The sequence below is a fragment of the Corynebacterium sp. FDAARGOS 1242 genome, assembly GCF_016889985.1.
Lineage (GTDB): Bacteria > Actinomycetota > Actinomycetes > Mycobacteriales > Mycobacteriaceae > Corynebacterium > Corynebacterium minutissimum_B.
In genome coordinates this window covers 1,876,435-1,903,068 of record NZ_CP069568.1, presented here as the reverse complement: position 1 = coordinate 1,903,068, position 26,634 = coordinate 1,876,435, and the positions used below count along the sequence as shown (strand labels likewise).

Below are 26,634 nucleotides of genomic sequence, written 5' to 3'. Positions count from 1 at the left end.
ACCGCGCGCTAGTAGCGCGAATCCATACCGTCGAGATAACCCACCGCATAATCCCACGGCACATACCGCGCCGGATCCGGCTCCGCGCCTGGCTCATGGACCGGTGCCAGCTGGCCCTGGAGAGTGGCCTGCATATTGGCGGCCAAGATGTGCCACTCGTAGAAGTGGTTTTCCTCGCAGTCTTCGCAGAAGAAGAAAATGCCGTCGATGCCGCGCGGGCTTAAGACACGCGCAAACTCCTGGACCATGGCGAGATCATGAATGACGCCGAGGCGGTCCTCTTCGGACAGCGGTTCGACGTGGTCCTCTTCCTCGAGGAAAGAAGCCGGGTCGTTCGGATCGTCCGCGAAAGGATCGCGGGGCATGTTGGCGAAAAAGTTCACGTCTGCGAGCCTATTGACTCTGCGGCCGCATAGCAATTCTCTTGCGTGGGTACGGCTACCACTATGGGCTGCACACGCACTACAGTGAGGATCACCGCATACAACTATTCGGTCAGTTTAGGAGAGCTTTACCCTCATGAGCCACGTCCACACCGGCGGAGACAACCCCGATAAGATTGCACTCTACGGCCTCACGTTCGATGACGTCTTGCTGCTTCCGGCAGAATCCAACGTCGTTCCCTCCGAGGTGGATACCTCGGCGCAGTTCACCCGCAACATTCGCCTCGGAGTGCCACTGGCCTCCGCTGCGATGGATACGGTGACCGAGGCCCGCATGGCCATCGGCATGGCCCGCCAGGGCGGCATCGGCGTGCTCCACCGCAACCTGTCCGCTGAGGACCAGGCGCAACAGGTCGAGATTGTGAAGCGTTCCGAATCCGGCATGGTCACCGATCCCGTGACTGCCACCCCGGACATGACTATCGACGAAATCGATACGCTGTGCGCGCGGTATCGGATTTCGGGCCTGCCGGTCGTCGATAAGCAGGGCGTTCTCGTGGGTATCTGCACCAACCGTGACATGCGCTTCGAGCCGGATTTTTCCCGCACCGTCTCTGAGATTATGACGCCGATGCCGCTGGTTGTGGCCAAGGAAGGTGTCAGCAAGGAGGAGGCGCTGGCGTTGCTGTCCGCTAATAAGGTGGAGAAGCTGCCCATCGTCGATGATGACAACAAGCTCGTCGGCCTCATCACCGTCAAGGACTTTGTCAAGACTGAGCAGTTCCCGAATGCCTCCAAGGACAGCTCTGGGCGCCTGCTCGTGGCGGCGGGTATCGGTACCGGCGAGGAGTCCTACCAGCGCGCGGGCCAGCTTGTCGACGCCTCCGTTGACGTCCTCGTCGTCGACTCTGCCCACGCCCACAACAACCGTGTGCTCGAGATGGTCTCCCGCGTGCAGAAGGACTTCGGTGACCGCGTCGACGTCATCGGCGGCAACCTAGCCACCCGTGCTGCTGCGCGCGACATGATTGAGGCCGGCGCGGATGCCATCAAGGTCGGTATCGGCCCCGGCTCTATCTGTACTACCCGCGTCGTGGCGGGCGTGGGCGCGCCGCAGATTACCGCCATTATGGAAGCCGCCTCCGCAGCTGGTCCGGCGGGCGTGCCGGTTATCGCGGATGGCGGTATGCAGTACTCCGGTGATATTGCCAAGGCGCTGGCCGCCGGTGCGGATGCCGTCATGCTGGGCTCTATGCTCGCGGGCACTACCGAGTCTCCGGGCGATATCGTCGTGGTCCAGGGCAAGCAGTACAAGCGCTACCGCGGCATGGGCTCCATGGGTGCGATGCAGGGCCGCGGGCTCACGGGTGAGAAGCGTTCCTACTCTAAGGACCGTTACTTCCAGGCGGATGTGCGCAGCGAGGACAAGCTGGTGCCGGAAGGTGTGGAGGGCCGCGTGCCGTTCCGCGGTGACATTGATGCCATCGTTCACCAGATTGTCGGCGGCCTGCGTGCCTCCATGGGCTACACCGGTTCCGCCACCTTGGCCGAGCTGAAGACCAAGCAGTTTGTCCAAATCACCGCTGCGGGCCTTAAGGAATCTCACCCGCACCACCTTCAGCAGATCGTCGAAGCTCCGAACTACCGTTAAGGACTCATCATGCGCGACTACGTAGAAATTGGCGTCGGCCGCGAGGCACGCCGCACTTATGACCTCAGCCAGGTGTCCCTGGTGCCCACCCGTCGTACGCGTTCCTCCAAGGACGTGGACACCTCGTGGAATATTGACGCCTACACCTTCGACGTTCCGTTCGTCTCGGCGCCGACTGATGCTCTTGCCACTCCCGAGTTCGTCATTGAGATGGGCAAGCAGGGCGGTCTCGGTGTCATCAACGCAGAGGGCCTGTGGGGCCGCCACGAGGACTTGGAGGGCGCGATTGCTCGCGTGACGGAGAACTTCGGCGACCTGTCGACGCTGCAGGAACTGCATGCCGCACCCCTCAATGAAGAGCTGCTGGCCGAGCGCATCGCGCAGGTGCGCGATTCCGGCGTCACCGTGGCCGTGCGCGTGTCCCCGCAGCATGCCCGCGAGCTCGCCCCGGTGGTCATCAAGGCCGGTGCAGAGCTGTTGTTCATCCACGGCACGCTGATTTCCGCCGAGCACGTGCAAACCGGCGGCGAGCCGCTTAACCTCAAGGAGTTCATCGGTTCGCTGGATACCCCGGTGATTGCTGGTGGCGTGGCCGATTACACCACGGCCCTGCACCTTATGCGCGCGGGCGCGGCCGGCATCATCGTCGGCTCCGGCGTGAACACTAACCCGGAGACGCTCGGCATTGATATCCCGATGGCGACCACCATCGCGGACGTTGCGGCCGCTCGCCGCGACTACCTGGATGAAACCGGGGGCCGCTACGTGCATGTGCTTGCCGACGGCGACATCCACACCTCCGCGGACATCGCCAAGGCCATTGCTTGTGGCGCCGATGGCGTCGTGCTGGGCCCGGTCCTCGCGCGTGCGGCGGAGGCAGGCGGTAAGGGCTGGTACTGGCCGTCGACGGCCGGCCACCCGCGTTTCCCGCGCGGCGTCATCGAGCCGGTTGGCGTGGCTGGCACCCTCCTCGGCGCTGCCGACGACGAGGATGTCCCCGCGGGATCGCCGTCCCTCGAGGTCGTCGTGCATGGCCCATCCAATGAGCCACTGGGTGAGCTCAACCTCGTCGGTGGCCTCAAGCGCGCCATGGCCAAGTGCGGCTACACGGACCTGAAGTCCTTCCAGAAGGTGGGCCTGGCCGTCCGTTAGTTCTGCGGGCGGCGGAAGCGCCACGGGGCTCGCGGGCGCAGTGCAATTGTGCGCAAAATGATGCGCCCGCGCGCCGGCACCATCGTTTGGACAACCGATGCCAACACCACCAAGGCAATGGCCGTGAGCTTTAGCGCGGTCACGCCCTGGGATAGGAGGAGCCAGCCGAAGAAGGCAGCGAACACCGGATCGAGGGCGATGAGGATGGAAAACACATTGGGGGCAAGGCGCTTGAGAGCGATGAACTCGAGTGAGTAGGGGATAAGTGATGCCAGCACGCCCGTTCCCAACGCCACGAACAGCAACGGGCCCACGAGCTCAATGGTTACCGCGGGGCCTAGCGGAACTACCTCGATGCCCGCGTAGAAGAAGCCATTCATCAACCCCCAATGACACACCAAACAGCGCAGCCGAAATCCACTTTTCCCGGTTCCACGTATGCACCTTGGGGCGCGCGATGAGCAACAGGATTGCCGAGGCCATCAGCAAACGCATCGACGCCGTTCCCCACGTGCCCGCATGAGGAAAGAGCTAGATGGCTAGGCTCGCGCCCAGCTGCAGCGAGATGCATGAGCCAATGACGCACAGGATAGCGAGCGGGTTGGTCATGCGGGCTATTGTCCTACATTCCCTCGACATTCACTGCGAAAGGGGCACTGCGTTAAACTGGTGGCCGTGACTACCCCAAATACAACCCCGCGTCCTGTCCTCGTGGTGGACTTTGGCGCCCAGTACGCGCAGCTCATCGCCCGCCGCGTGCGTGAGGCCAACATCTACTCCGAGGTTGTCCCCAACTCTGCGTCGGTAGAAGACATCAAAGCCAAAAACCCGGCTGCGCTGATTCTTTCCGGCGGGCCGTCTTCGGTGTATGCCGACGGCGCCCCGGAGCTCAAGCCGGAGCTGCTCGAGCTCGGCATTCCGGTCTTTGGTATCTGCTACGGCTTCCAGTCCATGACTCGCGTCCTCGGCGGCACGGTGGCCGCCACTGGTGCTCGCGAGTATGGCCGCACGGACATGACCGTGTCCGGCGGCGTGCTGCATAAGGGCTTGGAGGAAACCCACAAGGTGTGGATGTCCCACGGCGATTCGGTCTCTGAAGCTCCGGAGGGCTTTGAGGTGACTGCCTCTTCCGATGGTGCGCCTGTGGCCGCTATGGAGTGCTTGTCCAAGAAGATGGCAGGTGTGCAGTACCACCCGGAGGTCCTGCACTCGCCGCACGGCCAGGAGGTACTCACCCGCTTCCTTACTGAGGTGGCTGGTCTGGAGCAGAACTGGACTGCTGAGAACATTGCGGAGCGCCTCATTGAGGATGTGCGCGAGCAGATTGGTGAGGACGGCCGCGCGATTTGTGGCCTGTCTGGTGGTGTGGATTCCGCCGTGGCCGCCGCGCTGGTGCAGCGCGCTATTGGTGACCGCTTGACCTGTGTCTTCGTCGACCACGGCTTGCTGCGCGCGGGCGAGCGTGAGCAGGTGGAGAAGGACTTCGTGGCGTCGACTGGCGCGAAGCTCATCACCGCTGATGAGCGCGAGGCTTTCCTTTCCAAGCTGGCTGGTGTGACCGAGCCGGAGGCTAAGCGTAAGGCCATCGGTGCGGAGTTCATCCGTTCCTTCGAGCGCGCCGTCGACCAGGCGCTGGACGGCCAGGACGCTGCCTTCCTGGTGCAGGGCACGCTCTACCCGGATGTGGTGGAGTCTGGTGGCGGTGACGGTACCGCGAACATTAAGTCCCACCACAACGTGGGCGGCCTGCCTGACGACGTCGAGTTCGAGCTCGTCGAGCCGCTTCGCCTGCTTTTCAAGGACGAGGTCCGTGCGGTGGGCCGTGAACTGGGCTTGCCGGAAGAAATCGTGGCACGCCAGCCTTTCCCGGGCCCGGGCCTGGGCATCCGCATCATTGGTGAGGTCACCGAGGAGCGTCTTGAGACCTTGCGTCAGGCGGACCTCATTGCGCGTACTGAGCTGACCAACGCTGGCCTGGATGGCGAGATTTGGCAGTGCCCGGTGGTGCTGCTTGCCGACGTCCGCTCGGTCGGCGTCCAAGGCGATGGCCGCACCTACGGCCACCCAATCGTCCTGCGCCCGGTGTCTTCCGAGGATGCGATGACCGCGGACTGGACCCGCCTGCCGTACGACGTGTTGGAGAAGATCTCCACCCGTATTACCAACGAGGTCAAGGATGTTAACCGAGTCGTGCTCGACGTGACGTCGAAGCCGCCGGGAACGATCGAGTGGGAGTAAACGCGTGGGGATAAAAATCCCTCGCAGATGTGCGCGGCCGTGCCCTAATGACTCAAGGGCGCGGCCGCGCTGTGCATTGTGCGCGGCGGTGGTTGCTGGGCGGTTTAGGGAATGATGGTGGGCGGGCCGCTGATCATGTCGTTGTAGAGCGCGATGTCACCACTAATCGGCACGAGCTGGTCGCCGTGGATCTGGAGCTGAACGGTAGCGCGCTCCGTGATCCCTTCTGCCGTGGTGCCGCCGCGGCGGCCGAAGGTGGCTTGGAGGGTGTCGTCGCTTAGCACCTGCACATTCTCGATGCTGGCTGCCGTCACGCCGGTGTTGGCCAATGGGGTCGAACCCGACCAGACGATGAGGCCTTGGGCAATCGACGAACCGAGCCCGCCTGGCCCGTTGAGGTTGCCGTATGTACCGCTCAGCACGGAGTAGCTGATAGGTGCGCAGGGATTGTAGCCGCCATCGGTCACGGTGAAATAGAGTCGGGGCACGACGTCGCTGCGCAAAGCGGTGGCTCCCTCAGCGCCGAGGCCATAGCGCGTGTGGAAGTAAGCGTTTTCGGTGGCGCAGGTGTCTGTCGTGCCGGCATGTGCCCCGCCGGGGTTGAAGGCAACGGCGGCGGCAGGGGAGCAGGCGGCGAGTGCCGCGCAGCCGAGGATACAGGGAAGAATCAGGGAATATTTCATGACCCGAACGCTAGCAACAGGCCGTATTCAGTCGGAAGGGGATGATTCCCCAGCGCTCCAATAACGCATTAATTCCAGCCCGGTGAAGGCGAAGAAATAGCCCTCTGAACGGGTCTTTTAGAGTGGCGCGCACGTGTAGCCGCGCACCGAGGACTATTCCTCAGTGGGCGGCTGGTCGGAGGCTTGGACACGCGGTGCGCCGGCAAAACCCGCCGGTGATCCGGCGCGGGGAACGAGAATTAACCCGGCGGCGGATCGGGCGGGCGAGGGCTAGCCGAACCACCAGGCGGTGCGGACGAGCGCGGCGGGTGCGCGGGGCTGGGAATAGGAACGGGTGGGCCCGCCCACGGCGGCAGGTAATGCACGCGGCCGTCGATGCGGTCGAGGCGCCCGCGACCAGTTGGGTGCTGCGGGTCATCGTCGTTGACCGCATTGTGATACGCGCACAGCGGCACCATATTGGCCATGTTGGTCGGCCCGCCGTCTTGGAAGCGGATGAGGTGATGAATCTGTGAATCCTCAGCAGGCGCATTGCAACCAGGCCACGCGCACGTAGGATGTTCCGCCGATAAAGCAAGACGCTGCTTCGGGCTGGCGAAGCGGCTGGCCATGTAGAGGTTGACGGGGCCGTGGTGGGGATGGATAAGGGTGATGAGGCCGACGTCGGCAAGCTTTTCGCGCACAAACTCCGCACCGGTCATCGTGGCACCGTTGGTCAGCTGCAGCTCAATCTCCTCACCATCGCCGTCAATGATGCGGTCCATCTCATCGAGACGCACGATGACGTTGGATTGGAGCTTCTGACCCGAGCCGCCCCCGCCGCGGAACACGGTATGCGCCGCGGTGAGCAAGTCCTTATCGGTCGTCTTGAGCACGGCCAGCAGCTTGGAGATGTTCAGCGAGCTATCCGTGATGCTCAGCGTGTGGTTGCGGCCTTCCCGGCGCGTCACGCGCACGCCCGGGGCGGGGTCCTTGGGCGGGCGCCATTCCTTGAGCTTCGCCTTCGCCACCATGGCGATCTTCTCCCGCGGAGTGGCGGCCAGTAGTTGGCGCAGCTCCCAGGCCTTGCGTGCCTTGAGTCGAGAACAGTAACGCTCGATATCAAGGAGCGTGAACACATCGTGGCGCGTGCGGCGCGCTTTGCGCTGCCGGGAGCGGAACATGGTGTCGCCGAAGTACACCTCGTGCAGGTTGAGAAGCTTCGCCGCGAAGTCGGGCTGCGCGCCCATCTGAACCAGTTGCGCGCGCGTGACACCGGCGCACTGCTCGACCACGTCGAGCCCATGCGCTAGTGCCTGAATGTAACCCCCCAGTTGCATAGGCCACAGCCTAAACCAGGTCGTGTGATCGCGCTACTTGAGCGAAGAAATCGCAGTACACAGCTTATCGACGTCCCCCTCCTCCGTCGACCACGCCGTACAGAAACGCACCACGCGCTTGTCCTCATGTTCGCCGAAGAATTCGCACACAAAGTCTTTCTTGAGCTGGTCTTCCTGCTCGCGGGTAAGAAGTGCAAACTGCTGGTTGGTGGGGGAGTCTAAGAGCATGTCGATGCCGGCGGCGCGGAAAGCCTCCGCGATGCGTTGGGCCTGAGCATTGGCGCGGGCGCAGATCTGCTCGTAGAGCGTTGCCGGAGCTGCAGCCTCAGCGGGCGTGCTGAAGAGGGCGGAGAACTGTGCGCCGAGCAGCCAACCCTTGGCTAGGAGACCGCCGTGTTGTTTCATGGCGTGGCGGAAGCGCGGTGCACCTGCGGGTAAGACGATGGCCTCGCCGAAGAGGGCACCGCATTTGGTGCCGCCGATGGTGAAGACGTCGACAAGCGCGGCAAGATCCGGCAGGGTGACATCCGCGGCAGAAAGGCCGTAGCCGAGGCGGGCGCCGTCGACAAACAGGCGCAACTCGCACTCGTCACACACCTCGCGCAGGGCCACGAGCTCCGCGCGGGTATAGGTGGTGCCGTATTCGGTGGGCTGCGTGATGTAGACCAGCGCGGGTTCGGGCATATGTTCCTCAATCCCGGAGGCGCGGTACTCCTCCACGCACGCGCGGACCTGCGCGGCGGTGATTTTCCCCAGCTGGTTCGGCAGGGTTATGACCTTGTGGCCGGAGTGTTCGATGGCGCCCGTCTCGTGCGTGGCGATGTGCCCGCTATCGGCCGAGATGACAGCCTCCCAGGGGCGCAGATGGTAGGCGATAATCGTGGCGTTGGCCTGGGTGCCGCCGACCATGAAGTGCACCTCGGCATCCGGCGCCTGGCAGGCGGCGCGCAGGGTATCGGCGGCCGCGGCGCACAGCTCATCGGCCCCATAGCCGGAATGCACGCCGTCCGCCTCCGCGATGGTTTCCAGAACGCGGGGGTGGGCTGAGCGGTGGTAGTCGTTTCCGAAGTGAATCATGCGGGCAAGTTTAGCCGGTGACGGTGAGCTCGCCGATGCCCTCGTCGATGTGGATATCCAGCAGTGCATCATCGTCATGGCGGTCGGTGCAATTGCTTTCGCCCAAGCCGCCGTCGCAGGTGAGCGATACCGGGACGTCCTTCGGGAGGATGACCTCCACGGTGCCGATGCCGATATCGATGGTGACGTCGTGTTTGTCTTTCAGGTCGTGCAGCTGGCTCAAGTCCACCGTTGAGGTGCCGATACCCAGGTCATAGTATTCCTCGAGCTCCTCTGCGCTGGTAGGGGCGATGTGCTGAGAACCGACATTGAAGCGGGCGCGGAACCCGGACTCATCGCCGTCGACTTCTGACTGGAAGGAGACCCCGAGGAAGGCAACCGTCAGGGCGACTCCCACAGCACCAAGAGCAATCGCGGCCTCAGCCCACTGCGAACCACGCTTCTTTGTCGGTTCTTCCCGCGGGCCCGGCTCCGGCAGGTCCCAAGCTTCAGGTACCACGCCGAGCGGATCCCAGGACGGCGGGGTGGTGCGGCCGGGCGGGAAGGGGTGGCCTTCCGCAGGGCTATAACTGTTGAGGTTAACGGGCTCCTCACGCACCGGCTGCTCAGCGGCTAATAGCCCGCCGGGCGGCAGCGGCTCGCGGTGGTGAAGGGCGTACCAGGCTAGGGCACACAGCCCGAAGGTTAGCGTGGCAGAGGGAAGACCGGCGAAGTATTGCTCGCTCAGGAATAACGGGCCGGAGCCTAAAGTGAGAAGGACTCCGATAATCAGCATCCAGCCGAGCTCCTGCTCCTCCTTGGCGCCATCTTTGCCTAAGGCCGCATCGAGCGGACAGTAGGGCGAGCCATAGCGCGGCATGATTGCCCAGGCAGCGAGGTAGGCGGCGATGCCACCGCCGAAGGCGAGTGCTGCGACCACAAAAGCCACGCGCACGAGCGTGGGGTCAATCTGGTAGCGCACCGCGATGCCTTCGCAGACACCGGCGATGTGCGCGTCGCCGCCCTGTTTCTTGGGAAGGCGGACGGGGCGGGTCGTCCACATCTGGTTGAGTGTGTTGTTCTTCGTCATACTTTTATGGTGCCGTGCGGGGCCTCGCGGCGGTATCGGTAATCGCCCTGATTTTTCCACCTCGGGGTTGTCCCTGATGTGCATGCGAGGTTCGCCGTGCAACGATAGTTGGTATGACTTCGCCCTATGTGCCCGCAGAAAACGCGGCGCCTTATCCCGTGATGTCGCGGCCCCAGTCCGATCGCGTGGTCGCCGGCGTGGCTGCGGGGCTCGCCCAGCATCTGCAGGTTCCGGTTCTCTACGTACGCATCGCTCTTACCGTGCTGACGGTGATGGGCGGGGTGGGCGCGATGGTCTATGCCGGGTTGTGGATGTCCACGCCTGCGCTTGACGACGGCCCCTCCTCCCGCAACCCTTCCTCCCTCCTGCTGGTGTTCTTAGCGCTGGTAGGAGGGGTAATCGGGGTGTTGGGGGTATCGGGGGCGTCGCCAAGCGCATTGGTGCCGTTGGCTGCTGTGGGCGTCGGCGCGGTCTTGGCGTGGCTAGCTTACGACCGTGGCTTGAATACGCCGGTGGGCATGGTGAGCGTTGTGGCTGGTGCCGCGTTGGTCATCGTGGGCGTTGTGGTGGCGGCGGTGACGTGGGAGAGCGGATCCGGCTCAGCGATTGTGGCCACGGCGCTGACGCTGGTGGGTTTTGGCGCGCTGGTGGTGCCGCTGGTGCTCAAGCTGTGGCGGTCGTTGTCGCAGGAGCAAGCGGCGAAGGCGGTGTCGGAGGAACGCACGGAGATTGCCGCCCGTCTGCACGATTCGGTGCTGCAGACACTGGCACTCATCCAAAAGCGCGCGGAGGACCCGCGCGAGGTGACGCGTTTGGCGCGTGCCCAAGAACGCGAACTGCGGGCCTGGCTTTTCGACGCCCCTTCGTCCGCCCCCACCACCTGTTTTGGTGCTCTCGACGCGGCATGCGGGGAGGTGGAGGACCTTTTCGACCTGCGGGTCTCCCCGGTGACGGTGGGAGAGGACGCGGAACTGACGGAGTCCGCCAAGCTTGCGATCCAGGCAGCGCGCGAGGCGATGGTGAATGCCGGCAAGCACGCGGGCGTGGACACCGTGGACGTGTATGCGGAGCTGTTGGCCGGCGAGTTGAGCATTTTTGTCCGTGACCGTGGGGTAGGTTTCGAGGTGGAGGACATTCCCGCTGATAGGCACGGCATTCGTGATAGTATTCGCGCGCGCGTAGAAGGTGCTGGTGGGCGTGTGAGAATTTCCTCGACTCCGGGGGAAGGCACCGAGGTGGAGCTCACGGTAGCGTTATGAGCATGGTGAAGGTGTTTCTGGTTGATGATCACTCTGTCTTCCGCGCTGGCGTGCGCGCGGAGCTGGCGGAGTCCCCGGAGATTGAAATCGTCGGGGATGCGGGGACCGTTGCGGAGGCGCTGGAGGGGATTGCGCGTACCTCGCCGGACGTGGTGCTTCTCGACGTTCACATGCCCGACGGCGGCGGCCTCGCCGTCATGAACGCGACGGCGCAGCAGTCGTCGCGGCCGGTGTTTCTGGCGCTGAGCGTGTCGGATGCGGCAGAAGATGTCATTGCGCTAATTCGAGCGGGCGCGCGCGGCTATGTCACCAAGAATATTTCCGGCCCCGACCTAGCCCAAGCGATAGCGCAGGTCAACAGTGGAGATGCGTATTTCTCGCCGCGCCTAGCAGGTTTTGTCCTCGATGCTTTTGCCTCCGGCGCGCCCGCACCGGAGCCGGAGGAAGGTCATGACCCAGTGGTGGATGCGCTCACGAGGCGGGAGCTGGAGGTCTTAAGGCTGCTTGCGCGCGGCTATACGTACCGCGAGATTGGCAAGCAGTTGTTTATCTCTGTCAAGACCGTGGAGACGCACGCCTCCAACATTTTGCGCAAGACCCAGCAGTCTAACCGCCACCAGCTCACTCGCTGGGCTACCTCGCGCGATTTGGCTTAAGTCGCGCTAGGCGTAGGCGAGCTTGCGAGAGCCGTCCACGTGCGGGAACAGCAGGAACGCGGCCCCGAAGACTAGTGTCCACACTAGGGCGCTGCCCCAGGCTGGTAGAGCGATAAGTGGGGCAGCCATGATGGCGAGCCACAGCACCATGAGCGGTAGCAGCTGTGCCACGGAGGGCAGCAGGGAGACGTTGTGGTCCTCGGCGAACTCGCGCATGCGCTGGCGGTAGGGGTGCAAGAATACCAGCGCGCAGGCTGCCAGGATCAAGACCAGACTGAGCCCGAGCGCTAGGCCGAAGTGGATACGGCTCGTGCCCACCGCCACGGCGGCACCAGCCAGCAGCGAGGCGCCGAGGCGTACCCACAGTGGAGTGGGGATGGGGGTGGTGTGCGTGCGGAGGGGGTTCATGGCGCCTAACGCTACCAGTGCAATTGCGCGTGTCCGGTGAGAGGTTCATAATAGGAGCTATGAATCAAACAGGTGTTCGCGTCGCGGGTGGCTCACGGGCCGACCAGATCGCGGCTTTGCGCGCCCAGATTCAACGTCTGGAAACGCCAGACGTGGCAGCGGATGTCCAGCCAGATGTGGACATACTTACCGTCCCCGAAAGTCTATCTGCGCTGCTCCCAAGTGGTGGACTGCCCCGAAAGCGGGCCACCGCGTGCGCCGCATGTGCGGCCTTAGTGGTGGAGCTTGTCTCCCATGTTAGCGCGGCGGGCGGACATGTGGGCATCGTAGGCTGGCCGGACCTCTTACTCGCACAGGTGGCCGAGGAAGGGGATGTCTCCCGGGTCATCGTTGTGCCCGATCCGGGAGCCGAGCCGTGGGCGGTCACCGGGGTGTTGTGTGAGGGGCTGGACCTCGTCGTGCACAAAGGTCTCGGCGAGCTCAGCCCCACGCGAGCACGGCCGGTTCTGGCCAAGGTGCGCGGCGGACAAGCGGCACTGCTGACCGTCGGTGCACGGCTCCCGGGTACGGTCACGGAGATTGGCGCAGACGTCGTGGCGGTGCGCGGCGTAGGCCGCGGCAGCGGGCGTATCAGGGGAGTGGACATTGAGGTGCGGGTGGCGTCGAAAAGCGCACGCCCGCGCCGAGGGGTGCTCACCTGCGGTGAACGGGCTGAGCGCCCACGCCTGGAGGTGGTATGAGAGTCGCGGCCCTGTGGTTCCCGGATTGGCCTATCCAGGCGCTGCAGGACGCTGATAGGGCAGCGTGTGTGATTGCCTCCCAGCACCACGTGGCGGTGTGCAACGCGGCGGCGCGCCGGGCCGGAGTGCGCCGCGGGATGCGCGTGCGCCAGGCCCAGGCAGTGCTGCCGGACGTGCGAGTGGAGGAGGCTAACCCGGACCGCGATGGTGCGGTCTTCGCTGAGATTGCTGCCGGGCTCGATGCGGTGGCGTCCTCAGTGGAGGTCCTGCGCCCGGGCCTAGTCATTGTGGATGCGGGTGCTGCGGGGCGTTTCCACGGAAGTGAGGATAGGGCAGTGGAGATGCTTGTCGACGCCTCCTCGAGATCCCACCTCGACGCCACCGTCGGCGTTGCTGACGAGATCGCTACCGCGCTCATTGCCGCGCGCCACGAGAACCTCGGAGCGGTGGTACCGGCTGGTGGATCGCGGGAATTTCTGTCAGAGCAACCAGTGGGAGTACTCGCCGCGGAGGTGGCGTTGGGCTGTCCGCCTGAGACGGTCCATACCGTGCAGCGCCTCGGTGTGCGTACGTTGGGAGAGCTCGCGGGTTTGCCGCTGCGCCAGGTCACCACGCGCTTCGGGGAAGCCGGGCGGCGCTGTCACGCGGTGGCCTCGGCAGCGCCCGATCGGCGCGTGGCGCCGGAGCTTGCCCGCCCCGATCTGGGCGTGGAGCAGACCTTTGAGGAACCGCTCGAGCGCGTGGACGCGGCGGCCTTCGCTGCGCGCCAGCTGGCAGCACGCCTGCACGCGGTGCTGGATCGCGCGAGCCTTATCTGCATGCGTCTGCGCGTCATTGCCGAATTCGAGGGCGGTACGCGCCTCGAGCGCATCTGGCGCACGCAGGAAGCGCTGAGCGAGGCCGCCACGGCAGACCGCGTGCGCTGGCAGCTCGATGGGTGGCTGAGTAGTGCGCGGGCGGGCGAAGGTGGGGGCGTCGAGAAGCTTGTGCTGGAACCGGTGGAGGTCGCCCCACCTGGGGATAGTGTGCTGTGGGGCGCGGGTGAATCGACGGAGCAGGCCAAGCGGGTCATCGCGCGCGTGCAGTCGCAGCTCGGCGTGGACCGCGTGCTGCAGCCGCGCCCGGCGGCGGGCCGCGGGGTGGCTGAGCGTATCGAGCTGATTCCCTACGGCGAGCAGCGCGACCCTGCCCCGGAGGGCACGTGGCCCGGGCGCATCCCCGCGCCGCTGCCGGCAAGCCTGGCGCACCCCGCCGCGCGCATCCGGCTTATTGACTCTTCCGCCCGCGACATCATCGTCACCGCCGAGGCCCTCCTCTCCGGTGAACCTGCGGGCCTAGGGTGGGGGCGCCACCGCTACCGCGTGACCGGGTGGGCCGGACCTTGGCCAGTAGATACCGGCTGGTGGGATCCGAACGAGGCGCAGCGCTGCGCGCGCCTGCAAGTCGTGGGCGAAAACGACAACGGCCAGCGCGCCTGGCTCCTCGTGTGGGCAGGCGGGCGCTGGTCGGTGGAGGCGACGTATACCTAGTTCTGGATATCGATAACCAGACGCGTTGGTGCCTTGAGTACCTGGACGGAGTAGGGGTGGCGCCCGGCAAGGCCGATGACGAACTGCGAACGGGCCTCAAAGGTGCCGCCGTTGACCACTTGGGTCACTATGCCGCCAGCGCCCTTGACCGTGCCGATGTTCGGGTCTTCCATATCGAGCTGGAAAGGATACGCCGTGCCATCAATGCTGACGTTCAGCGCCGTGGTTCCCTCATAAGAAATCGGGTTGCCCGAGCCCTGCTGGGCGGGGGAGTCGGTGTAGTCAATAAACCAGCCCGGTGAGCCATTGCCGGTGAACTCGAAGACGACGCGGTCAAAACCGTCGTGTTTGCCCACGCGCACATCCGTGACCACCAGCTCGGACGGCACTGGTGGGCGGAGGGTTTTCATCTCCAGGTTGGCGTCACCCAGTGGGGTCAGCCCAGCGGGCGCCGTGGCGTTCTGAGCGGGAGCGGCGGTCGAGGTGGACACGCCGGACAAAGTGGCGTCGACGGTAGCGGTCGGCGCGGAGGTGTCGTCGGAGGAAGCGGAGCAGCCCTGCAGCACGAGCGCACTCGAGGCGACGAGTGCCGCCACGGAGGTGGCTGCGCGCGAGAGAGTGTGTTTCGGCATAACTTCGAGCGTAGCCGCCCAAGACGGAATTCTTGGAACCGAAGTGAACATCGTAACCACATTGTTGTGAAAGAAGTGATGACAGTTAAACTGGCGCCATGACCTTCTGCTCCGATATCCAGGTAGAACCCTTGGCTGGTACCGCTAAGCAAGAATCCGTCTATGTCCTCTTCGAGTGGCCCGCGGCGTGGTCCCGAGATGTGCTCGACGGCCACACTTTTGGCCCCGGCCTGACGGAGAAAATCAAGGCCAAGCTTAAGGGCGTAGCCGGCCTGCAGCTCATCCGCCGTCCAGGCCGCGCTGGGCGCGAGCGCGGTACGGGGCATTTCCGCTGCTTCGTGGTCTGGGCCCGCGAGGGCCTTGTGCAGGACTACATTCTCAACGGCCCAGAGGACATTCTGGACCTTGACTTGGAGAATCCGCGCGGCACGTGCTTGCCGTTGGTATTGGTGTGTACTCACGCCAAGCGCGATGCCTGCTGCGCGGTGAAGGGGCGTCCGCTGGCCGCCTCGCTCGCCTGTGAATACGAGGAGACCGTATGGGAGACCTCGCACACTAAGGGCCACCGCTTCGCGCCTTCGGTGTTGCTCATGCCGTGGGGCTACTCCTTCGGACGCCTCAACGTGGAGGCAGGCCGCGAGCTTGTGGGCAAGGCGTTGCGCGGCGAGTATTTCTACCCGGCTAACCGCGGCTCGGGGTTGAATACGCCGAAGGGCCAGGTGGCAGAACTCGCCGTGGCGCGCGAGCTTCTCGACGCCTCCGAGAACCTCCACTACGGCGACCTCCACGTCGCCGCGGCGGATGAGCCCGCGGCGGAGAAAACCGCGGCGGGGGAGAGCGTCACGGTGCGGCATACAGATGGCCGCGCGTGGGTAGTGGAACTCGAAGAAAAAGAGGCCTCCGGCGTCGTCTCCTCATGTGGAGACGAGCCCAAGACCTCTCGCTTTTATACCGCGCGTCGCGTCTTGCGGCGCGGTTAGCGGCGCATAATCTTCGCCGAGAGCCAGTTGCCGAAGAACTGGGCTGCCTGGACCAGCACGATGATGATGAGGGTAGCCACCACGGTGACTTCCCACTCGAAGGCGCGGTAGCCGTAGACGATGGCGAAGTCACCCAAGCCACCGCCGCCAACGTAGCCGGCCATGGCGGACATATCGACGATGCCGATGAACAGGAAGGTGTAGCCCAGCACCAGCGGGCCCAGCGCTTCCGGAATGATGACCGTAGTGATGATCTTCCACGGCGAGGCGCCCATGGAGCGGGCTGCTTCAATCACGCCCGGGTCGAGCGCCACGAGGTTCTGCTCCACGATGCGCGCCACCGCGAAGGTAGCCGCAATGACCATGACGAACGTGGCGGGTTCGCGGCCGATGGAACTTCCCAAGACCGCCACCGTGAGCGGCTGGACGAAGGCCAGCAAAATGATGAACGGAATCGGGCGAACGAAGTTCACCAGGATATTGATGATGAAGTAGATGACTTTGTTCTGCAGGATTCCGCCTGGGCGGGTGGTGTAGAGCAGGATGCCGAGAACCAAGCCGATGATGCCCGCAAGCACCATGGTGGTGGCGACCATGATGAGGGTGTCCTTGATGGCGTCGACAAGCGTGCCACTTAGACGGCTCCAGTTGGCCTCCGCGAGGTAGGTGACGTTCATCGTTGAATCTCCTCAATGTCGGTGGTGCGCTGCATGTGCGCGTAGAACTCTTCGATAGCAGCATCCGGGCCGTTGAGGCGCACGGTGATCTTGCCAAAGGAATGCTTCTGCAACGTCGTAATACCGCCGTGGACCACGGCAATGGACACGCCCTTGTCCGCGAGTTTGCCGGCGGCGCCGAAGAAGCCGGAGTTTTCGGTTAGGTTGATGGTGAACAGGCGGCCCTCGTGGGCGAGAAGGTCATCGGCCTCGACCACGTCCGGGGTATTGCGCAGCGAGGTGGCCACGAACTTTTCTGCCACGCTGGTCTGCGGATTGGAGAAGACCTCGTAGACGCTGCCGTCCTCAATGACGCGGCCATTTTCCATAACGACGACCTTGTCGGCGATGGAACGCACGACGTCCATCTCGTGGGTAATGACCACGATGGTGATGCCGAGGTCGCGGTTGACCTTGCGCAGTAGGTCGAGGACCTCGTGCGTGGTGGTCGGGTCGAGGGCTGAGGTGGCCTCATCCGCCAGCAGCAGGGAAGGGTTGTTGGCCAAAGCGCGGGCGATGCCGACGCGCTGCTTCTGGCCACCGGAGAGCTGCTCCGGGTAGTTATTGCCCTTGTCCGCCAGTCCGACGAATTCCAAAAGCTCCTGAACGCGCTTCTTACGCTCCTGCTTCTCGACGCCCTGCAGCTTCAACGGGTACTCAATATTGCCCGCCGCGGTGCGCGAGGACATGAGGTTGAACTGCTGGAAAATCATGCCGATGTTGCGGCGCAGACCGCGCAGCTGCTTTTCGGGCATGCCGACGACATCGGTGCCGTCGAGAAGCAGCTCTCCCGACGTTGGGGTATCGAGGCCGTTGATCATGCGCACCAGCGTGGACTTGCCGGCACCCGAGAAGCCGATGATGCCGACAATCTCGCCGGACTCGACGGTCAGTGAGACGTTATCGAGTGCTTTCGTAGTGGTCTTTTTGTTTGTGAAGACTTTGGTGATGTTGCGGAACTCAATCCGGGTGCCTCGAGGGGCGCCAGTGTGGTCAATCACGTGAGGTGTCCTTGTGGGGGGTTATGTGAATCGTGTGTAACGGCCAAATCCCCCGGCCACACACTGAAGCGTGAACGCGGGGGGACATGTGGAGTAGCGGGGGCTTAGGCTTCCTCTTCGAGGCGGTCCAGAATCTCCTGCAGCTCTTCCTGCGGGCGGTCCACAGCCACGGCGGTGTCGCCGGAGGACTTCAGGACAGCTTCGGTGACCTTCGGGTCCTTCCACAGCTTGGCCAGCTCGTGGAGGGTCTCGTTGTCAGCGTCCTCTGCACGCACGGCCCAGACGTTGATGTACGGCTCTGCCTCGGTGGAGTTCGGGTCATCCTCTGCCACAGCGGACTTCGGGTCGATGCCCGCGCGCTCCAGGAAGGAGTTGTTGATGACAGCCGGCTTGCCCTCGCCGTACGCTGCCGGGGTCTGTGCGGCGTCCACCGGGGTGACGGTGACCTTGGACTTCTTCTCGTCGATATCGAGCGGAGTCGGGATCAGCGGGCTGTCCTCCTTAAGAGTGACCAGGCCCTCCTGGGCCAGCAGGCCGATAGCACGGCCCTGGTTCGTGGAGTCATTCGGGATGGCCACTTCCTGGTCCTCAATGCCAGAGAGGTCCTTGTGGTCCTTCCAGTAGATGGCCAACGGGTAGATCTCGGTGGAGGCGAGCGGGACGAGGTCGGTGCCGTTGCCCTGGTTGTACTTGGCCAAGAACTGCAGGTGCTGGAACTTGTTGGCGGTCAGCTGACCCTGATCCAGAGCCTGGTTCGGGGTGTTGTAGTCCGCGAAGTTCTCCAGCTTCACGTCGTAGCCGGCCTCCTTGGCCAGGTCCTGGAAGACAGCCCACTCTTCCATGTTGGCATCGGTAGTGCCGATGGTGATGGTGGAGTCCTTGGTAATTTCTTCGCCGCCGCCTTTGGCTTCAGAGTCCGAGGAATCGGAGGAGCAGGCGACCAGGCCGGTAGCGGCGATGACAGCTGCCGAGGTGGCAGCAAGTACGCGACGGATGCTCATGATGGGTCTTAGTGTCCCTTCTTGGTTGTGCGGCACGTGGTGAGGTACCGCAGGTGATTACACTGCTCGAAAAACTAGCAACGATTGAACCGCTTTGTCTATTCCGATAATTGTTCAACGAAAACCTTGACGGGAATGCGTGTTCGAATATAAGGTGTGGGGCTATGAGGTTCAATGGGGGTGCAGCGCTACCGTGGTCCCGCGTCGAGCGGATCTTGTCTGGCCGCCCAGGCCCCATTCCCGTATCGGTGGAGCATCTGCCGGACGCTACGGACACCCCGAAGGCGGGGTACTCTGCCGTGCCCTTTGCGGAGCTGCATGCGGTGAGTTCCTATAGCTTCCTGCAAGGGGCCTCTGAGCCGGAGGAGCTTGTGGCGCGGGCGGTCGAGCTGGGGTTGCAGGGAATGGCGCTGGTAGATAGGGATGGCTTCTATGGGCTCATGAAGTTTGCAGAGGCTGCCGCGAAGGTCGGCCTCCCTGCTGTTTTGGGCGCGGAACTGAGCCTCGAACCGGCGCCGTTAACCGTGCTGGCGCGCACTCCGGAGGGGTACCGGCGTTTGTCGCGGCTCATCTCCCGCGCACGTATGGAGGCGGGGGAGAAAGACGCGGTGTCCTATCCGCCGTTGGCGGATATTGCGGCGGAGTTGCAGGAGCATTGTTTCTTTCTTGTGGGGTGGGAATGGGCAGAGAAGTTCGACTATCTGAGCGAAAGAATTAAAATAGACAGCATGGTTTTGGAGTACTCCTGTACCCAAATTCCGGAGGACGTTGACCACCACGCGCTGCTGGATTCCTGCCCGGTTCCGCGCGCTATCGCCACGGCCCGCCCGGCTGCCGCCACACGGGAACACGCGCGGTTGGCTGGGGCCAAACAAGCCTTGTCCCGGCGCCTCGCGCTTGCCGACGCCTCCCCCAACTCCCACCCCATGGGCTCGTCCTGGCTGCGCTCTGGGGAGCAGATGGCGCAGCTATTTCCAGACCGTCCAGAACTTATCGCGGAAACCGTCCGAGTGCTGGAGGAGTGCAGCTTCACCTGGGAAGCCCTAGCGCCCAACCTGCCGGATTTTGACGTGCCGGAGGGGCATACCGAGATGTCCTGGTTGGAGCACCTCACCTTCGAACGTGCGAAAGCGCGCTACGCCACGCGGCCTAAGGAGATTAGGGAGCGGGCGTGGGAGCAGATGAGGTATGAGTTGGGCGTCGTGAAGCAGCTCGGTTTTCCGGGCTACTTCCTTATCGTGTGTGACTTCGTGGATTTTTGTCGGCGGGAGAATATCCTGTGTCAAGGGCGTGGTTCGGCGGCAAACTCCGCAGTGTGTTTCGCGCTGGGGATTACGAACGCGGAGCCGATTTCCGCGGGTCTTCTCTTTGAGCGCTTCTTGTCCCCGGATCGCGATGGCCCGCCGGATATCGACATCGATATTGAATCAGGCCGCCGTGAGGAGGTCATTCAGTACGTCTATGCCAAGCATGGCCGCGAGCGTGCCGCGCAGGTGGCTAACGTGATTACGTATCGCCGCAAAGGTGCACTGCGGGATGCTGCGCGGGCGTTGGGCTATCCGCAAGGCTCGGCCGATGCGTGGTCGAAAGGTGTGGCGCCTGCGCCTAGCGACGTCGAATCCTTAGCCGAGCAGTTCCTCGGTCAACCGCGCCACCTGGGCATTCACTCCGGCGGCATGGTGCTGTGTGACCGGCCGATTGCGGATGTTGTGCCCGTGGAATGGGCGCGCATGGAGAACCGGTCGGTGCTGCAGTGGGATAAGGACGATTGCGCCGCAGCCGGGCTGGTGAAGTTCGACATGTTGGGGTTGGGCATGCTCGAGGCCCTGCACCACATGATGGACTTGGTGGAGGAAACCACTGGCCGGGAGGTCAACCTGTGGGAGCTGGACCTAGCGGACCCGGAAGTCTATGACATGCTCTGCCGCGCGGATGCGGTGGGTGTGTTCCAAGTGGAATCGCGCGCGCAGCTCAATACGCTGCCAAGACTCAAGCCGCGGGTCTTCTTCGACCTCGTCGTGGAAGTAGCGCTCATTCGCCCCGGACCTATTCAGGGCGGGTCGGTGCACCCTTACCTGCGCCGCCGCGATGGCATAGAAGCGGTTGAGTATGACCATCCGGTGTTGGAAAAGTCCTTAGGCAAGACGCTGGGCATCCCACTCTTTCAGGAGCAACTCATGCAGATCGCTGTCGATGCCGCTGGTTTCAGCGGCGCGGAGGCTGATGATTTGCGGCGCGCGATGGGCTCGAAGCGTTCGCCGGCCAAGATGGCAGCACTCAAACAGCGTTTCTACGACGGATTGCAGGAGACCAACGGGATTACCGGGGAGGTCGCGGACAAGTTGTGGACCAAGATTGTCGCCTTCGCCGCCTATGGTTTCCCGGAGTCGCACTCGCAGTCTTTTGCCTCCTTGGTGTACTTTTCGGCGTGGTTTAAGCGCTATTATCCGGCGCAGTTTTGCGTGGGTCTGTTGCGCGCGCAGCCGATGGGTTTCTATTCGCCGCAGTCACTTATCCAGGATGCGCGCCGCCACGGCGTGGAGGTGCTGCCGGCCACTGTCAACGATTCAGGCCGCGAGGCCCGCGCCGTGGTGGGCGAGGACGGCGAGGTTCGCATCCGCTTAGGCCTCAACCTCATCAAAGGCTTGGGGGATAAGGCTGCCGACCGCATTGAGGCGGCCGCGCCGTTTGCCGACGTCCCCGATCTCTCCCGCCGCGCCGACCTCACCGTCGATCACGTGGAGGCCCTCGCGGTGGCGGGGGCCTTGGAGGTCTTTGGGGTGAATCGTCGCCAAGCGCTGTGGCAGGCCGGTGTGGCCGCGACGGAACAGGCAGGGATGCTGCCAGGGCTTTCTGCTATCGAGGCGCCGTCTTTGCCGGGAATGAGTGCTTTCGAGCTCATGGCGGCGGACGTGGCAAGTACCGGCGTGACCCACAACCAGCAGCCCATGGAGCAGGTCCGTGGGGCGCTGCGTGCTCGTGGTGTCCTGTCGGCGGCGGACCTGCCGACCGTGGAGGACGGCACCCGCGTGCGCATCGCCGGAGTGGTCACGCACCGCCAGCGCCCCCAGACCGCAGCTGGTGTGGTGTTCTTTGGCTTGGAGGATGAGACCGGGCTGATGAACGTGATGGTCTCGCCCGGCCTGTGGGCTCGGGATAAGGTGACGGCTCGGGCGGCTCCTGCGCTCATCGTGCGTGGAATCGTGCAGAACGCCTCCGGCGCGGTCACCGTTGCCGCTGACCAGCTTGAGCCGCTGGCCTTCGGCGAGGCACTCTCGCGCGGCTCGCGGGATTTCCGCTAGGGGTGCTTATTCCTTTGAGATGAGCTCGTCGCGGTTCATTTTTCCGGCCAGGGAACGTGCCACGGAGAAGGGCACCCACACCATGAGCAGCAGGATGATCTTGAGGTAGAGCTGGGATACAAACACGCCGTCCATCATGGGCATGGTCCGCGCGCCCCAGGCGATAAGGCCTGTGACTGGCAGCAAGATAACGAGTGCAGCGAGGGAGAACTTGAGGCCGTCGTCGCGGGCCTCGAGGTGCTGCTGCATCTCGTATTCATCAAGTTCTGTCCTGGGCAGGTCAGCGGCACCTATCGCTCCTCGCAGGCGGGCGGTCAGTAGTCCGGTGAGCAGCGTTCCTAGGCAGGCCACCATGAGTGAGGTGAAGGAGTCCCAGAACTGCAGGGGGAGGGACAGGATGATGAGGCAGGAGGAGAGATCGGCCAGGGTGATGTAGCGCTTGCGGGTCTTAACGGAATCGGGAATAGAGGCGGACATGTGCGGGCTAGTCCTTTCGGTAGATTTCGGAGGACATGGGGGTGAATTCGGTCCGGGAGAACACGGCTTCCACGGGCAGATTAAAGACTTTGCAGATGTTGAAGGCGAGGTCCAAGCTGGGGGAGTGGTCGCCGCGCTCGAGTGCGCCGATGGTTTGGGGGTTGACCCCGATGGCGTCGGCAAGCTGTGCGCGCGTCATGTCCCGTTCAACGCGGAGCACGCGGACCCGGTTAAAGAGTGGGCGGGTAGGTTTTTTCTTTGGGGACATGCATCACAGTGTTGTATAAACCCAACGACTTGTCAAGAGTTTGTGTTAGTGTGTTGGCATGAACCCCGTATCCCCGTCACTCACGAAAGCCCGCTACATTACGAATTTAAGCTGGGATGTTATCCTCGCCGCCCTCGCTGCCGCGGCAGCGTATTTCTGGTGGGACTGGCTCTATTGGGTTGCCGGCGCGCTCGTTGTGTGGGCGCTCTACGAACTGTGGCTCATCCCCGCACAGGTCAAGAACTTAGGCTGGCAGGAAACCGCCGACGAACTCCTCGTCACCCGCGGCAAAATCTGGCACACCTTCACCGTCGTTCCTTATGGCCGTATCCAGTTTGTCGACGTCACGGCCGGCCCCGTGGAGCGGGCGATGGGGCTGAAGAAGGTGAAGCTGCACACGGCGTCGCCCAGCAGCGACGCCACCATCCCCGGCCTGGTTGCCGCGGACGCCGATGCCCTGCGCGAACGCCTCGCCATCAAGGCCCGCGAGAGGATGAGTGGACTGTGAAGGATCGCGCGCTTATCGACGCCGACGGCTATACCCGCGTCCACCGCCTCACCCCCCTGCTGCGCTTTTGGTCGCTGATTCTGGCGCTGCTCGCCATCTTTGTTCTCAATATCAACGCCTCGATGATCGAGGACGTTGTGTCCTACCTGCAGGGCGGACATCTGGGCGAAGTGGGCCGCGGCACTCTGCTGGCAATCGGTGGTTTTGTGCTGGTGTGTGCCGTGATCTGGCTGGTGTCCGGAGTGTGGTGGCGCAAGTTGGGGTACAAACTCACCGATGATGAAGTCGCGCTGCGTCACGGCGTGATTTCAACGTCTTTTCGCTCTGCGCGCTATGAGCGCATCCAGGCCGTGGATGTCGTTGAATCCATCATCGCCCGCCTGTTGGGGCTGGCCACGGTCCGAGTGGAAACCGCTGGCGGTAACGCCTCTGTAATCAAGATTGAGTACCTCACCAAGGCGAAGGCGGAGGAGTTGCGCGCTGAGCTGCTGCGCCGCACGAACGGTGGACAGGTTGAGCAGCCAGAACAGGCAGTGGAAGAGGAATCAGAACCGGCTCTTATTCCGGAGATTCCCATTCTGCGCACCATCGCTGCGGAAGCACTGCGCCTGCCGACGCTAATTACCGCACTCATCATCGGCGGCTTGCTCTTCGTCCCCGGCATGTGGACCGCATTGTTGCCCATCATCGTGGGCTTTGTGGGCCGTGTGTGGAGCCTGGTGGACTCCTCGTGGACCTTCACCGCGCTTCACGACGCCCCCTCCCACGCCCTCAACATCTCCTACGGCCTGGCTGACCGCCGCCGCCAGACCATCCGCATTGGCCGCATCCACGGCGTGCGGGTAAGCCAGCCTTTCCTGTGGCGGCGCCTCGGCTGGTATGAGGTGCACGTGTCCGTCGCCGGCTATGGCACTAAGGGCGGCGGCAAACAGTCCGGCTCGACGCGCATCCTGCCCGTGGGTACCCGTGAACAGGCGCTGGAGTTGCTGGCGCTCATCTCGGACCTGGATCGCGCGCAGATCGAGGACTATGCCCGGCCCGAGGGCCACACGCAGCCCACGTATACCTCGCCACGCCGGGCGCGGTGGGTCAGCCCCATCGACCGCAAGCAGCAGTCGGTAACGCTGGTGGATTCGCCTGAGCCTGTCACCATCGTGCATCGAGGCCGCATCAACCGCCGCGTCATGGTGATTGGCACCCCGCACATTCAGGAGCTCACGCTCAAGGTGGGGCCGCTGAGCCATCTTGCGGGCGTGCGTACCGTGCGCTTCGACCTCGTGGCGGGGCCAGTCAGGATGGCGGGTCAGGACCTCACGCCTGCCGACGCCTCCGAGCTCCTCACCCGCCTGCGCACCCGCCGCCTTCCGGTTCTGGAGGGCCCGCTTAACGGCCCGTTGGGCGGCGAAGCTTAAGCAACACCGGACCGCGGGAGCTGCTGGGGCCCGCGCATGCAGACGCCGCCGAGCAGGACCCGCAGCCGCCCGCTGGGCACGAGCCCAGCGGCTCCATGTCCAGCACCCCGCTGGCGGTGAGATGGTCCAGGATGAGGTCCACCGTGCCAGGTTCCAGCCCCGTCTCCGTGGCGATGGCTGCCCGCGAGCGCACGCCAGATTCGATGGCTTCCTGCACGGCCTGGATGGGGGAGGTGGGCATTAGATAAACACCTTCAGAATCTGGAAGGCGCCCACTGCCAGTAGCCATGCGGTGGCCAGCTGAATGCCGAAGCCAAAGAGCGTCCAGCGCCAGCCGATCTCGCGGCGCTGCGCGGCAATCGTGGCCACGCAGGGAGTGTAGGCCAGCAGGAAGAGCATGTAGGCCCACACCGCCGCCAAGGTATGCCCGCCGGAAGCCTGCTCGAAATCTTCACGCACGTGGTCGCTGAGTGCACTGTGGGATTGTTCTTCGGCAGAGGCGTCGGTGACGTCGTCGACGGCGTAGGTTTGCGCCCACGTCGAAATCAGCGCCTCCTTGGCCACGAAACCAGTGACCAACGGGCCGGCCAAGGACCAGGAATCGAAACCAGCCGGGGCAAAGGCTGGGGCGATAGTGCGCGAGACCGCGCCATAGGCAGAATCCTCCGGGGCCGGGGGCTCGCCCCAGGTAGTGTCGTGGGCGGCCGCGCCGACCGGAATGGCCATGAGCAGCCACACCACAACCACGGTGCTCACGATGATGCCGCCCGCGGTCTGCAGGAAGCCCTTCAAACGCGTCCACATCACACTCAGCGCTAGGCGCACCGTGGGCAGCTGATACGTCGGCAGATCAATAACGAGCGCTTCTTCCGGAACCGCACGCCACAGAGTCTTTCGGAGCGCCAACCCTACGAGCACGAGCAGCGCGATGGAGATGACGTACATAAGAAACACCACGCTGCCAGCATGTTCCGGGAAGAACGTGGCCGAGAGCATGACGAAGACCACCAAGCGCGCCGAACACGAGGTAAATGGGATAAGCAGCGCAGTCATGATGCGGTGCCGCGGGCTGCCGAGTACGCGCGTGGCCGAAATCGCCGGCACGTTGCAACCAAAGCCGACGACGATGGGGATAAACGCCTTGCCCGGCAAGCCGATGGCCCGCATCAGACGATCCGTGACCACCGCCGCACGCGCCATGTAGCCGGAATCCTCTAACACCGCCAAGCACAAAAACATGAGTGCCATAAGCGGGGCAAAGGTGAGGACCATGCCGACGCCGCCAATGAGGCCGTCGACAAGCAAGCCCGTAATGAGCGGGTGACCCAGACCGATAGCCCCGAGCCCCGCCCGCGCCCAGTCGCTCAAGGGGCCAGACACCAGCGCCTCCAAGCCATCCTGGAGGGGAGCTGCCACCGTCGTTGTGATTTGGAAGACCAGCCACATCACGGCCAGAAACAGCAGTGGCCCCACCACCGGGTGGAGGGCCACCGCATCGAGGCGGTGGGACAGGGGTGTGGCATGCTCGACCTCGCTTACTGAGGCCTTCGCCGCCGCATCCAGCTCCGCAAAGCGCCCCTCCAGGCCAGTGTCCTCGCGCAACTGCATGGGCGCAGACGCCAAAGACTCGAGCACGACCTCGCGCAGCTTCTCGACGCCCTCCCGCTTACGCCCATCCACAACCACCACCGGGATGGAGGTGGCCTCGGCCAGCGCGGTGGCGTCGACGACCTGCCCCTGGTTGAGCGCTACATCCGTCTTCGTCAACGCGATGATGAGGCGGTAGGGCTGTTCCGCTAGCTGGAGCGCCACGTTGAGACCGCGGGCCACGGCGGTGGCGTCGACGACCACAACGACGGCGTCGGGGCGCTCATCCTCCGCGCACTCGATGAGCATAGCGCGGGTCAGTGCCTCATCCGGGCTGAGCGGATCGAGCGAATAGGTGCCGGGGAAATCGATGAGATCGGCGGTGCGATCGCCCAGTTTCCACGCGCCGCGGCTGACCTCAACCGTGGTGCCCGGCCAGTTGCCGGTTTGCGCCTTCGCGCCGGTCAGTGCATTAAAGAGCGTGGACTTTCCGGAGTTAGGGGAGCCGACGAGAGCGAGGATAGGCGCGCCGGCAGGGGCAAGCGCGCCGCCCGGATCGCCGTGGCAGCTCGGGGAAGAGGCCATG

25 protein-coding genes and 1 pseudogene are annotated in these 26,634 nt (G+C 63.9%); 11 read left to right on the top strand and 15 right to left on the bottom strand.

Annotated elements, in window-relative coordinates; genetic code table 11:
• Window positions 1–8 precede the first annotated feature (8 nt).
• On the bottom strand, window positions 9–383 hold the full coding sequence (locus I6J72_RS09000) for a DUF5319 domain-containing protein (protein WP_039673837.1): 375 nt from the start codon (window positions 381–383) through the stop codon (window positions 9–11).
• A 136-nt stretch (window positions 384–519) separates the two neighbouring features.
• Here I6J72_RS09000 and guaB point away from each other — a divergent pair, with 136 nt between their 5' ends.
• Together guaB and I6J72_RS08990 are read left to right on the top strand one after the other, a co-directional pair.
• Window positions 520–2,034, top strand: a complete 1,515-nt coding sequence (guaB, locus tag I6J72_RS08995; protein WP_204098946.1) for an IMP dehydrogenase — start codon at window positions 520–522, stop codon at window positions 2,032–2,034.
• A 9-nt stretch (window positions 2,035–2,043) separates the two neighbouring features.
• Complete coding sequence (locus tag I6J72_RS08990; protein ID WP_204098945.1) at window positions 2,044–3,186, top strand: GuaB3 family IMP dehydrogenase-related protein; 1,143 nt, start codon at window positions 2,044–2,046, stop codon at window positions 3,184–3,186.
• Here the strand turns inward: I6J72_RS08990 and I6J72_RS08985 are convergent.
• Window positions 3,183–3,795, bottom strand: a pseudogene (locus tag I6J72_RS08985) (DMT family transporter). The gene I6J72_RS08990 and the pseudogene I6J72_RS08985 overlap by 4 nt on opposite strands.
• Window positions 3,796–3,861: 66 nt before the next feature.
• On the opposite strand from I6J72_RS08985, the gene guaA reads away from it, so the two are divergent.
• A complete protein-coding gene (gene guaA / locus I6J72_RS08980) occupies window positions 3,862–5,424 on the top strand; it encodes a glutamine-hydrolyzing GMP synthase (RefSeq protein ID WP_204098944.1) in 1,563 nt (520 codons plus the stop codon).
• 104 nt (window positions 5,425–5,528) lie between these two features.
• Here guaA and I6J72_RS08975 read toward each other — a convergent pair whose 3' ends face one another.
• The 4 genes from I6J72_RS08975 to I6J72_RS08960 form a co-directional block, all read right to left on the bottom strand.
• Window positions 5,529–6,107, bottom strand: coding sequence for a hypothetical protein (locus tag I6J72_RS08975; RefSeq protein ID WP_204098943.1), 579 nt, complete (start codon window positions 6,105–6,107; stop codon window positions 5,529–5,531).
• Window positions 6,108–6,346: 239 nt separating this feature from the next.
• A complete protein-coding gene (locus I6J72_RS08970; RefSeq protein WP_204098942.1) occupies window positions 6,347–7,426 on the bottom strand; it encodes an HNH endonuclease signature motif containing protein in 1,080 nt (359 codons plus the stop codon).
• 33 nt (window positions 7,427–7,459) lie between these two features.
• Window positions 7,460–8,503 (bottom strand): low specificity L-threonine aldolase, encoded by a 1,044-nt coding sequence (locus tag I6J72_RS08965; RefSeq protein WP_204098941.1) that lies wholly within the window; start codon window positions 8,501–8,503, stop codon window positions 7,460–7,462.
• Window positions 8,504–8,513: 10 nt separating this feature from the next.
• Window positions 8,514–9,572: a PspC domain-containing protein gene (locus tag I6J72_RS08960; protein WP_115021198.1), complete on the bottom strand. Its 1,059-nt coding sequence runs from the start codon at window positions 9,570–9,572 to the stop codon at window positions 8,514–8,516.
• Between the two features lie 113 nt (window positions 9,573–9,685).
• On the opposite strand from I6J72_RS08960, the gene I6J72_RS08955 reads away from it, so the two are divergent.
• Together I6J72_RS08955 and I6J72_RS08950 are read left to right on the top strand one after the other, a co-directional pair.
• A complete protein-coding gene (locus I6J72_RS08955) occupies window positions 9,686–10,831 on the top strand; it encodes an ATP-binding protein (RefSeq protein WP_204098940.1) in 1,146 nt (381 codons plus the stop codon).
• Window positions 10,832–10,833: 2 nt separating this feature from the next.
• Window positions 10,834–11,487 (top strand): response regulator transcription factor, encoded by a 654-nt coding sequence (locus tag I6J72_RS08950; protein ID WP_204098939.1) that lies wholly within the window; start codon window positions 10,834–10,836, stop codon window positions 11,485–11,487.
• Window positions 11,488–11,493: 6 nt separating this feature from the next.
• Here the strand turns inward: I6J72_RS08950 and I6J72_RS08945 are convergent, their stop codons facing one another.
• Window positions 11,494–11,895 (bottom strand): hypothetical protein, encoded by a 402-nt coding sequence (locus I6J72_RS08945; RefSeq protein WP_204098938.1) that lies wholly within the window; start codon window positions 11,893–11,895, stop codon window positions 11,494–11,496.
• Between the two features lie 59 nt (window positions 11,896–11,954).
• Between I6J72_RS08945 and I6J72_RS08940 the strand changes: the two genes are divergently transcribed.
• Window positions 11,955–12,635 carry a hypothetical protein gene (locus tag I6J72_RS08940; protein WP_204098937.1) on the top strand — a complete coding sequence of 227 codons (681 nt, stop codon included), beginning with the start codon at window positions 11,955–11,957 and terminating at the stop codon, window positions 12,633–12,635.
• Window positions 12,632–14,164: a DNA polymerase Y family protein gene (locus I6J72_RS08935; RefSeq protein WP_204098936.1), complete on the top strand. Its 1,533-nt coding sequence runs from the start codon at window positions 12,632–12,634 to the stop codon at window positions 14,162–14,164. Before I6J72_RS08940 ends, I6J72_RS08935 begins: the two co-directional genes overlap by 4 nt.
• Here I6J72_RS08935 and I6J72_RS08930 read toward each other — a convergent pair.
• Window positions 14,161–14,796: a hypothetical protein gene (locus I6J72_RS08930; RefSeq protein ID WP_204098935.1), complete on the bottom strand. Its 636-nt coding sequence runs from the start codon at window positions 14,794–14,796 to the stop codon at window positions 14,161–14,163. The genes I6J72_RS08935 and I6J72_RS08930 overlap by 4 nt on opposite strands.
• A gap of 98 nt (window positions 14,797–14,894) precedes the next feature.
• Between I6J72_RS08930 and I6J72_RS08925 the strand changes: the two genes are divergently transcribed.
• Window positions 14,895–15,776, top strand: coding sequence for a sucrase ferredoxin (locus I6J72_RS08925; protein WP_204098934.1), 882 nt, complete (start codon window positions 14,895–14,897; stop codon window positions 15,774–15,776).
• On the opposite strand, the gene I6J72_RS08920 is transcribed toward I6J72_RS08925, so the two are convergent.
• From I6J72_RS08920 to I6J72_RS08910, 3 genes are all read right to left on the bottom strand, one after another.
• Window positions 15,773–16,453, bottom strand: a complete 681-nt coding sequence (locus tag I6J72_RS08920; protein ID WP_115021206.1) for a methionine ABC transporter permease — start codon at window positions 16,451–16,453, stop codon at window positions 15,773–15,775. The genes I6J72_RS08925 and I6J72_RS08920 overlap by 4 nt on opposite strands.
• Entirely contained in the window at window positions 16,450–17,490 is a 1,041-nt protein-coding gene (locus I6J72_RS08915; protein ID WP_370552170.1) for a methionine ABC transporter ATP-binding protein, read from the bottom strand. Before I6J72_RS08915 ends, I6J72_RS08920 begins: the two co-directional genes overlap by 4 nt.
• Window positions 17,491–17,597: 107 nt before the next feature.
• A complete protein-coding gene (locus I6J72_RS08910; RefSeq protein ID WP_204098932.1) occupies window positions 17,598–18,494 on the bottom strand; it encodes a MetQ/NlpA family ABC transporter substrate-binding protein in 897 nt (298 codons plus the stop codon).
• A 164-nt stretch (window positions 18,495–18,658) separates the two neighbouring features.
• Here I6J72_RS08910 and I6J72_RS08905 point away from each other — a divergent pair, with 164 nt between their 5' ends.
• Window positions 18,659–21,796 carry an error-prone DNA polymerase gene (locus I6J72_RS08905; protein WP_204098931.1) on the top strand — a complete coding sequence of 1,046 codons (3,138 nt, stop codon included), beginning with the start codon at window positions 18,659–18,661 and terminating at the stop codon, window positions 21,794–21,796.
• A 6-nt stretch (window positions 21,797–21,802) separates the two neighbouring features.
• On the opposite strand, the gene I6J72_RS08900 is transcribed toward I6J72_RS08905, so the two are convergent.
• Window positions 21,803–22,273, bottom strand: coding sequence for a hypothetical protein (locus I6J72_RS08900; protein ID WP_204098930.1), 471 nt, complete (start codon window positions 22,271–22,273; stop codon window positions 21,803–21,805).
• Window positions 22,274–22,280: 7 nt separating this feature from the next.
• Window positions 22,281–22,541: a helix-turn-helix transcriptional regulator gene (locus tag I6J72_RS08895; RefSeq protein ID WP_102234235.1), complete on the bottom strand. Its 261-nt coding sequence runs from the start codon at window positions 22,539–22,541 to the stop codon at window positions 22,281–22,283.
• 58 nt (window positions 22,542–22,599) lie between these two features.
• Here I6J72_RS08895 and I6J72_RS08890 point away from each other — a divergent pair, with 58 nt between their 5' ends.
• Together I6J72_RS08890 and I6J72_RS08885 are read left to right on the top strand one after the other, a co-directional pair.
• The gene (locus I6J72_RS08890) at window positions 22,600–23,049 is read left to right on the top strand and encodes a PH domain-containing protein (RefSeq protein WP_115021212.1); all 450 of its coding nucleotides are present in this window, start codon (window positions 22,600–22,602) and stop codon (window positions 23,047–23,049) included.
• Window positions 23,046–24,461: a PH domain-containing protein gene (locus I6J72_RS08885; protein WP_204098929.1), complete on the top strand. Its 1,416-nt coding sequence runs from the start codon at window positions 23,046–23,048 to the stop codon at window positions 24,459–24,461. The genes I6J72_RS08890 and I6J72_RS08885 overlap by 4 nt, the downstream gene beginning before the upstream one ends.
• Here I6J72_RS08885 and I6J72_RS08880 read toward each other — a convergent pair.
• On the bottom strand, window positions 24,433–24,702 hold the full coding sequence (locus I6J72_RS08880) for a FeoC-like transcriptional regulator (RefSeq protein ID WP_204098928.1): 270 nt from the start codon (window positions 24,700–24,702) through the stop codon (window positions 24,433–24,435). The two genes, I6J72_RS08885 and I6J72_RS08880, sit on opposite strands and share 29 nt — an antisense overlap.
• On the bottom strand, window positions 24,702–26,633 hold the full coding sequence (gene feoB, locus I6J72_RS08875; RefSeq protein WP_204098927.1) for a ferrous iron transport protein B: 1,932 nt from the start codon (window positions 26,631–26,633) through the stop codon (window positions 24,702–24,704). Before feoB ends, I6J72_RS08880 begins: the two co-directional genes overlap by 1 nt.
• Window position 26,634 lies beyond the last annotated feature (1 nt).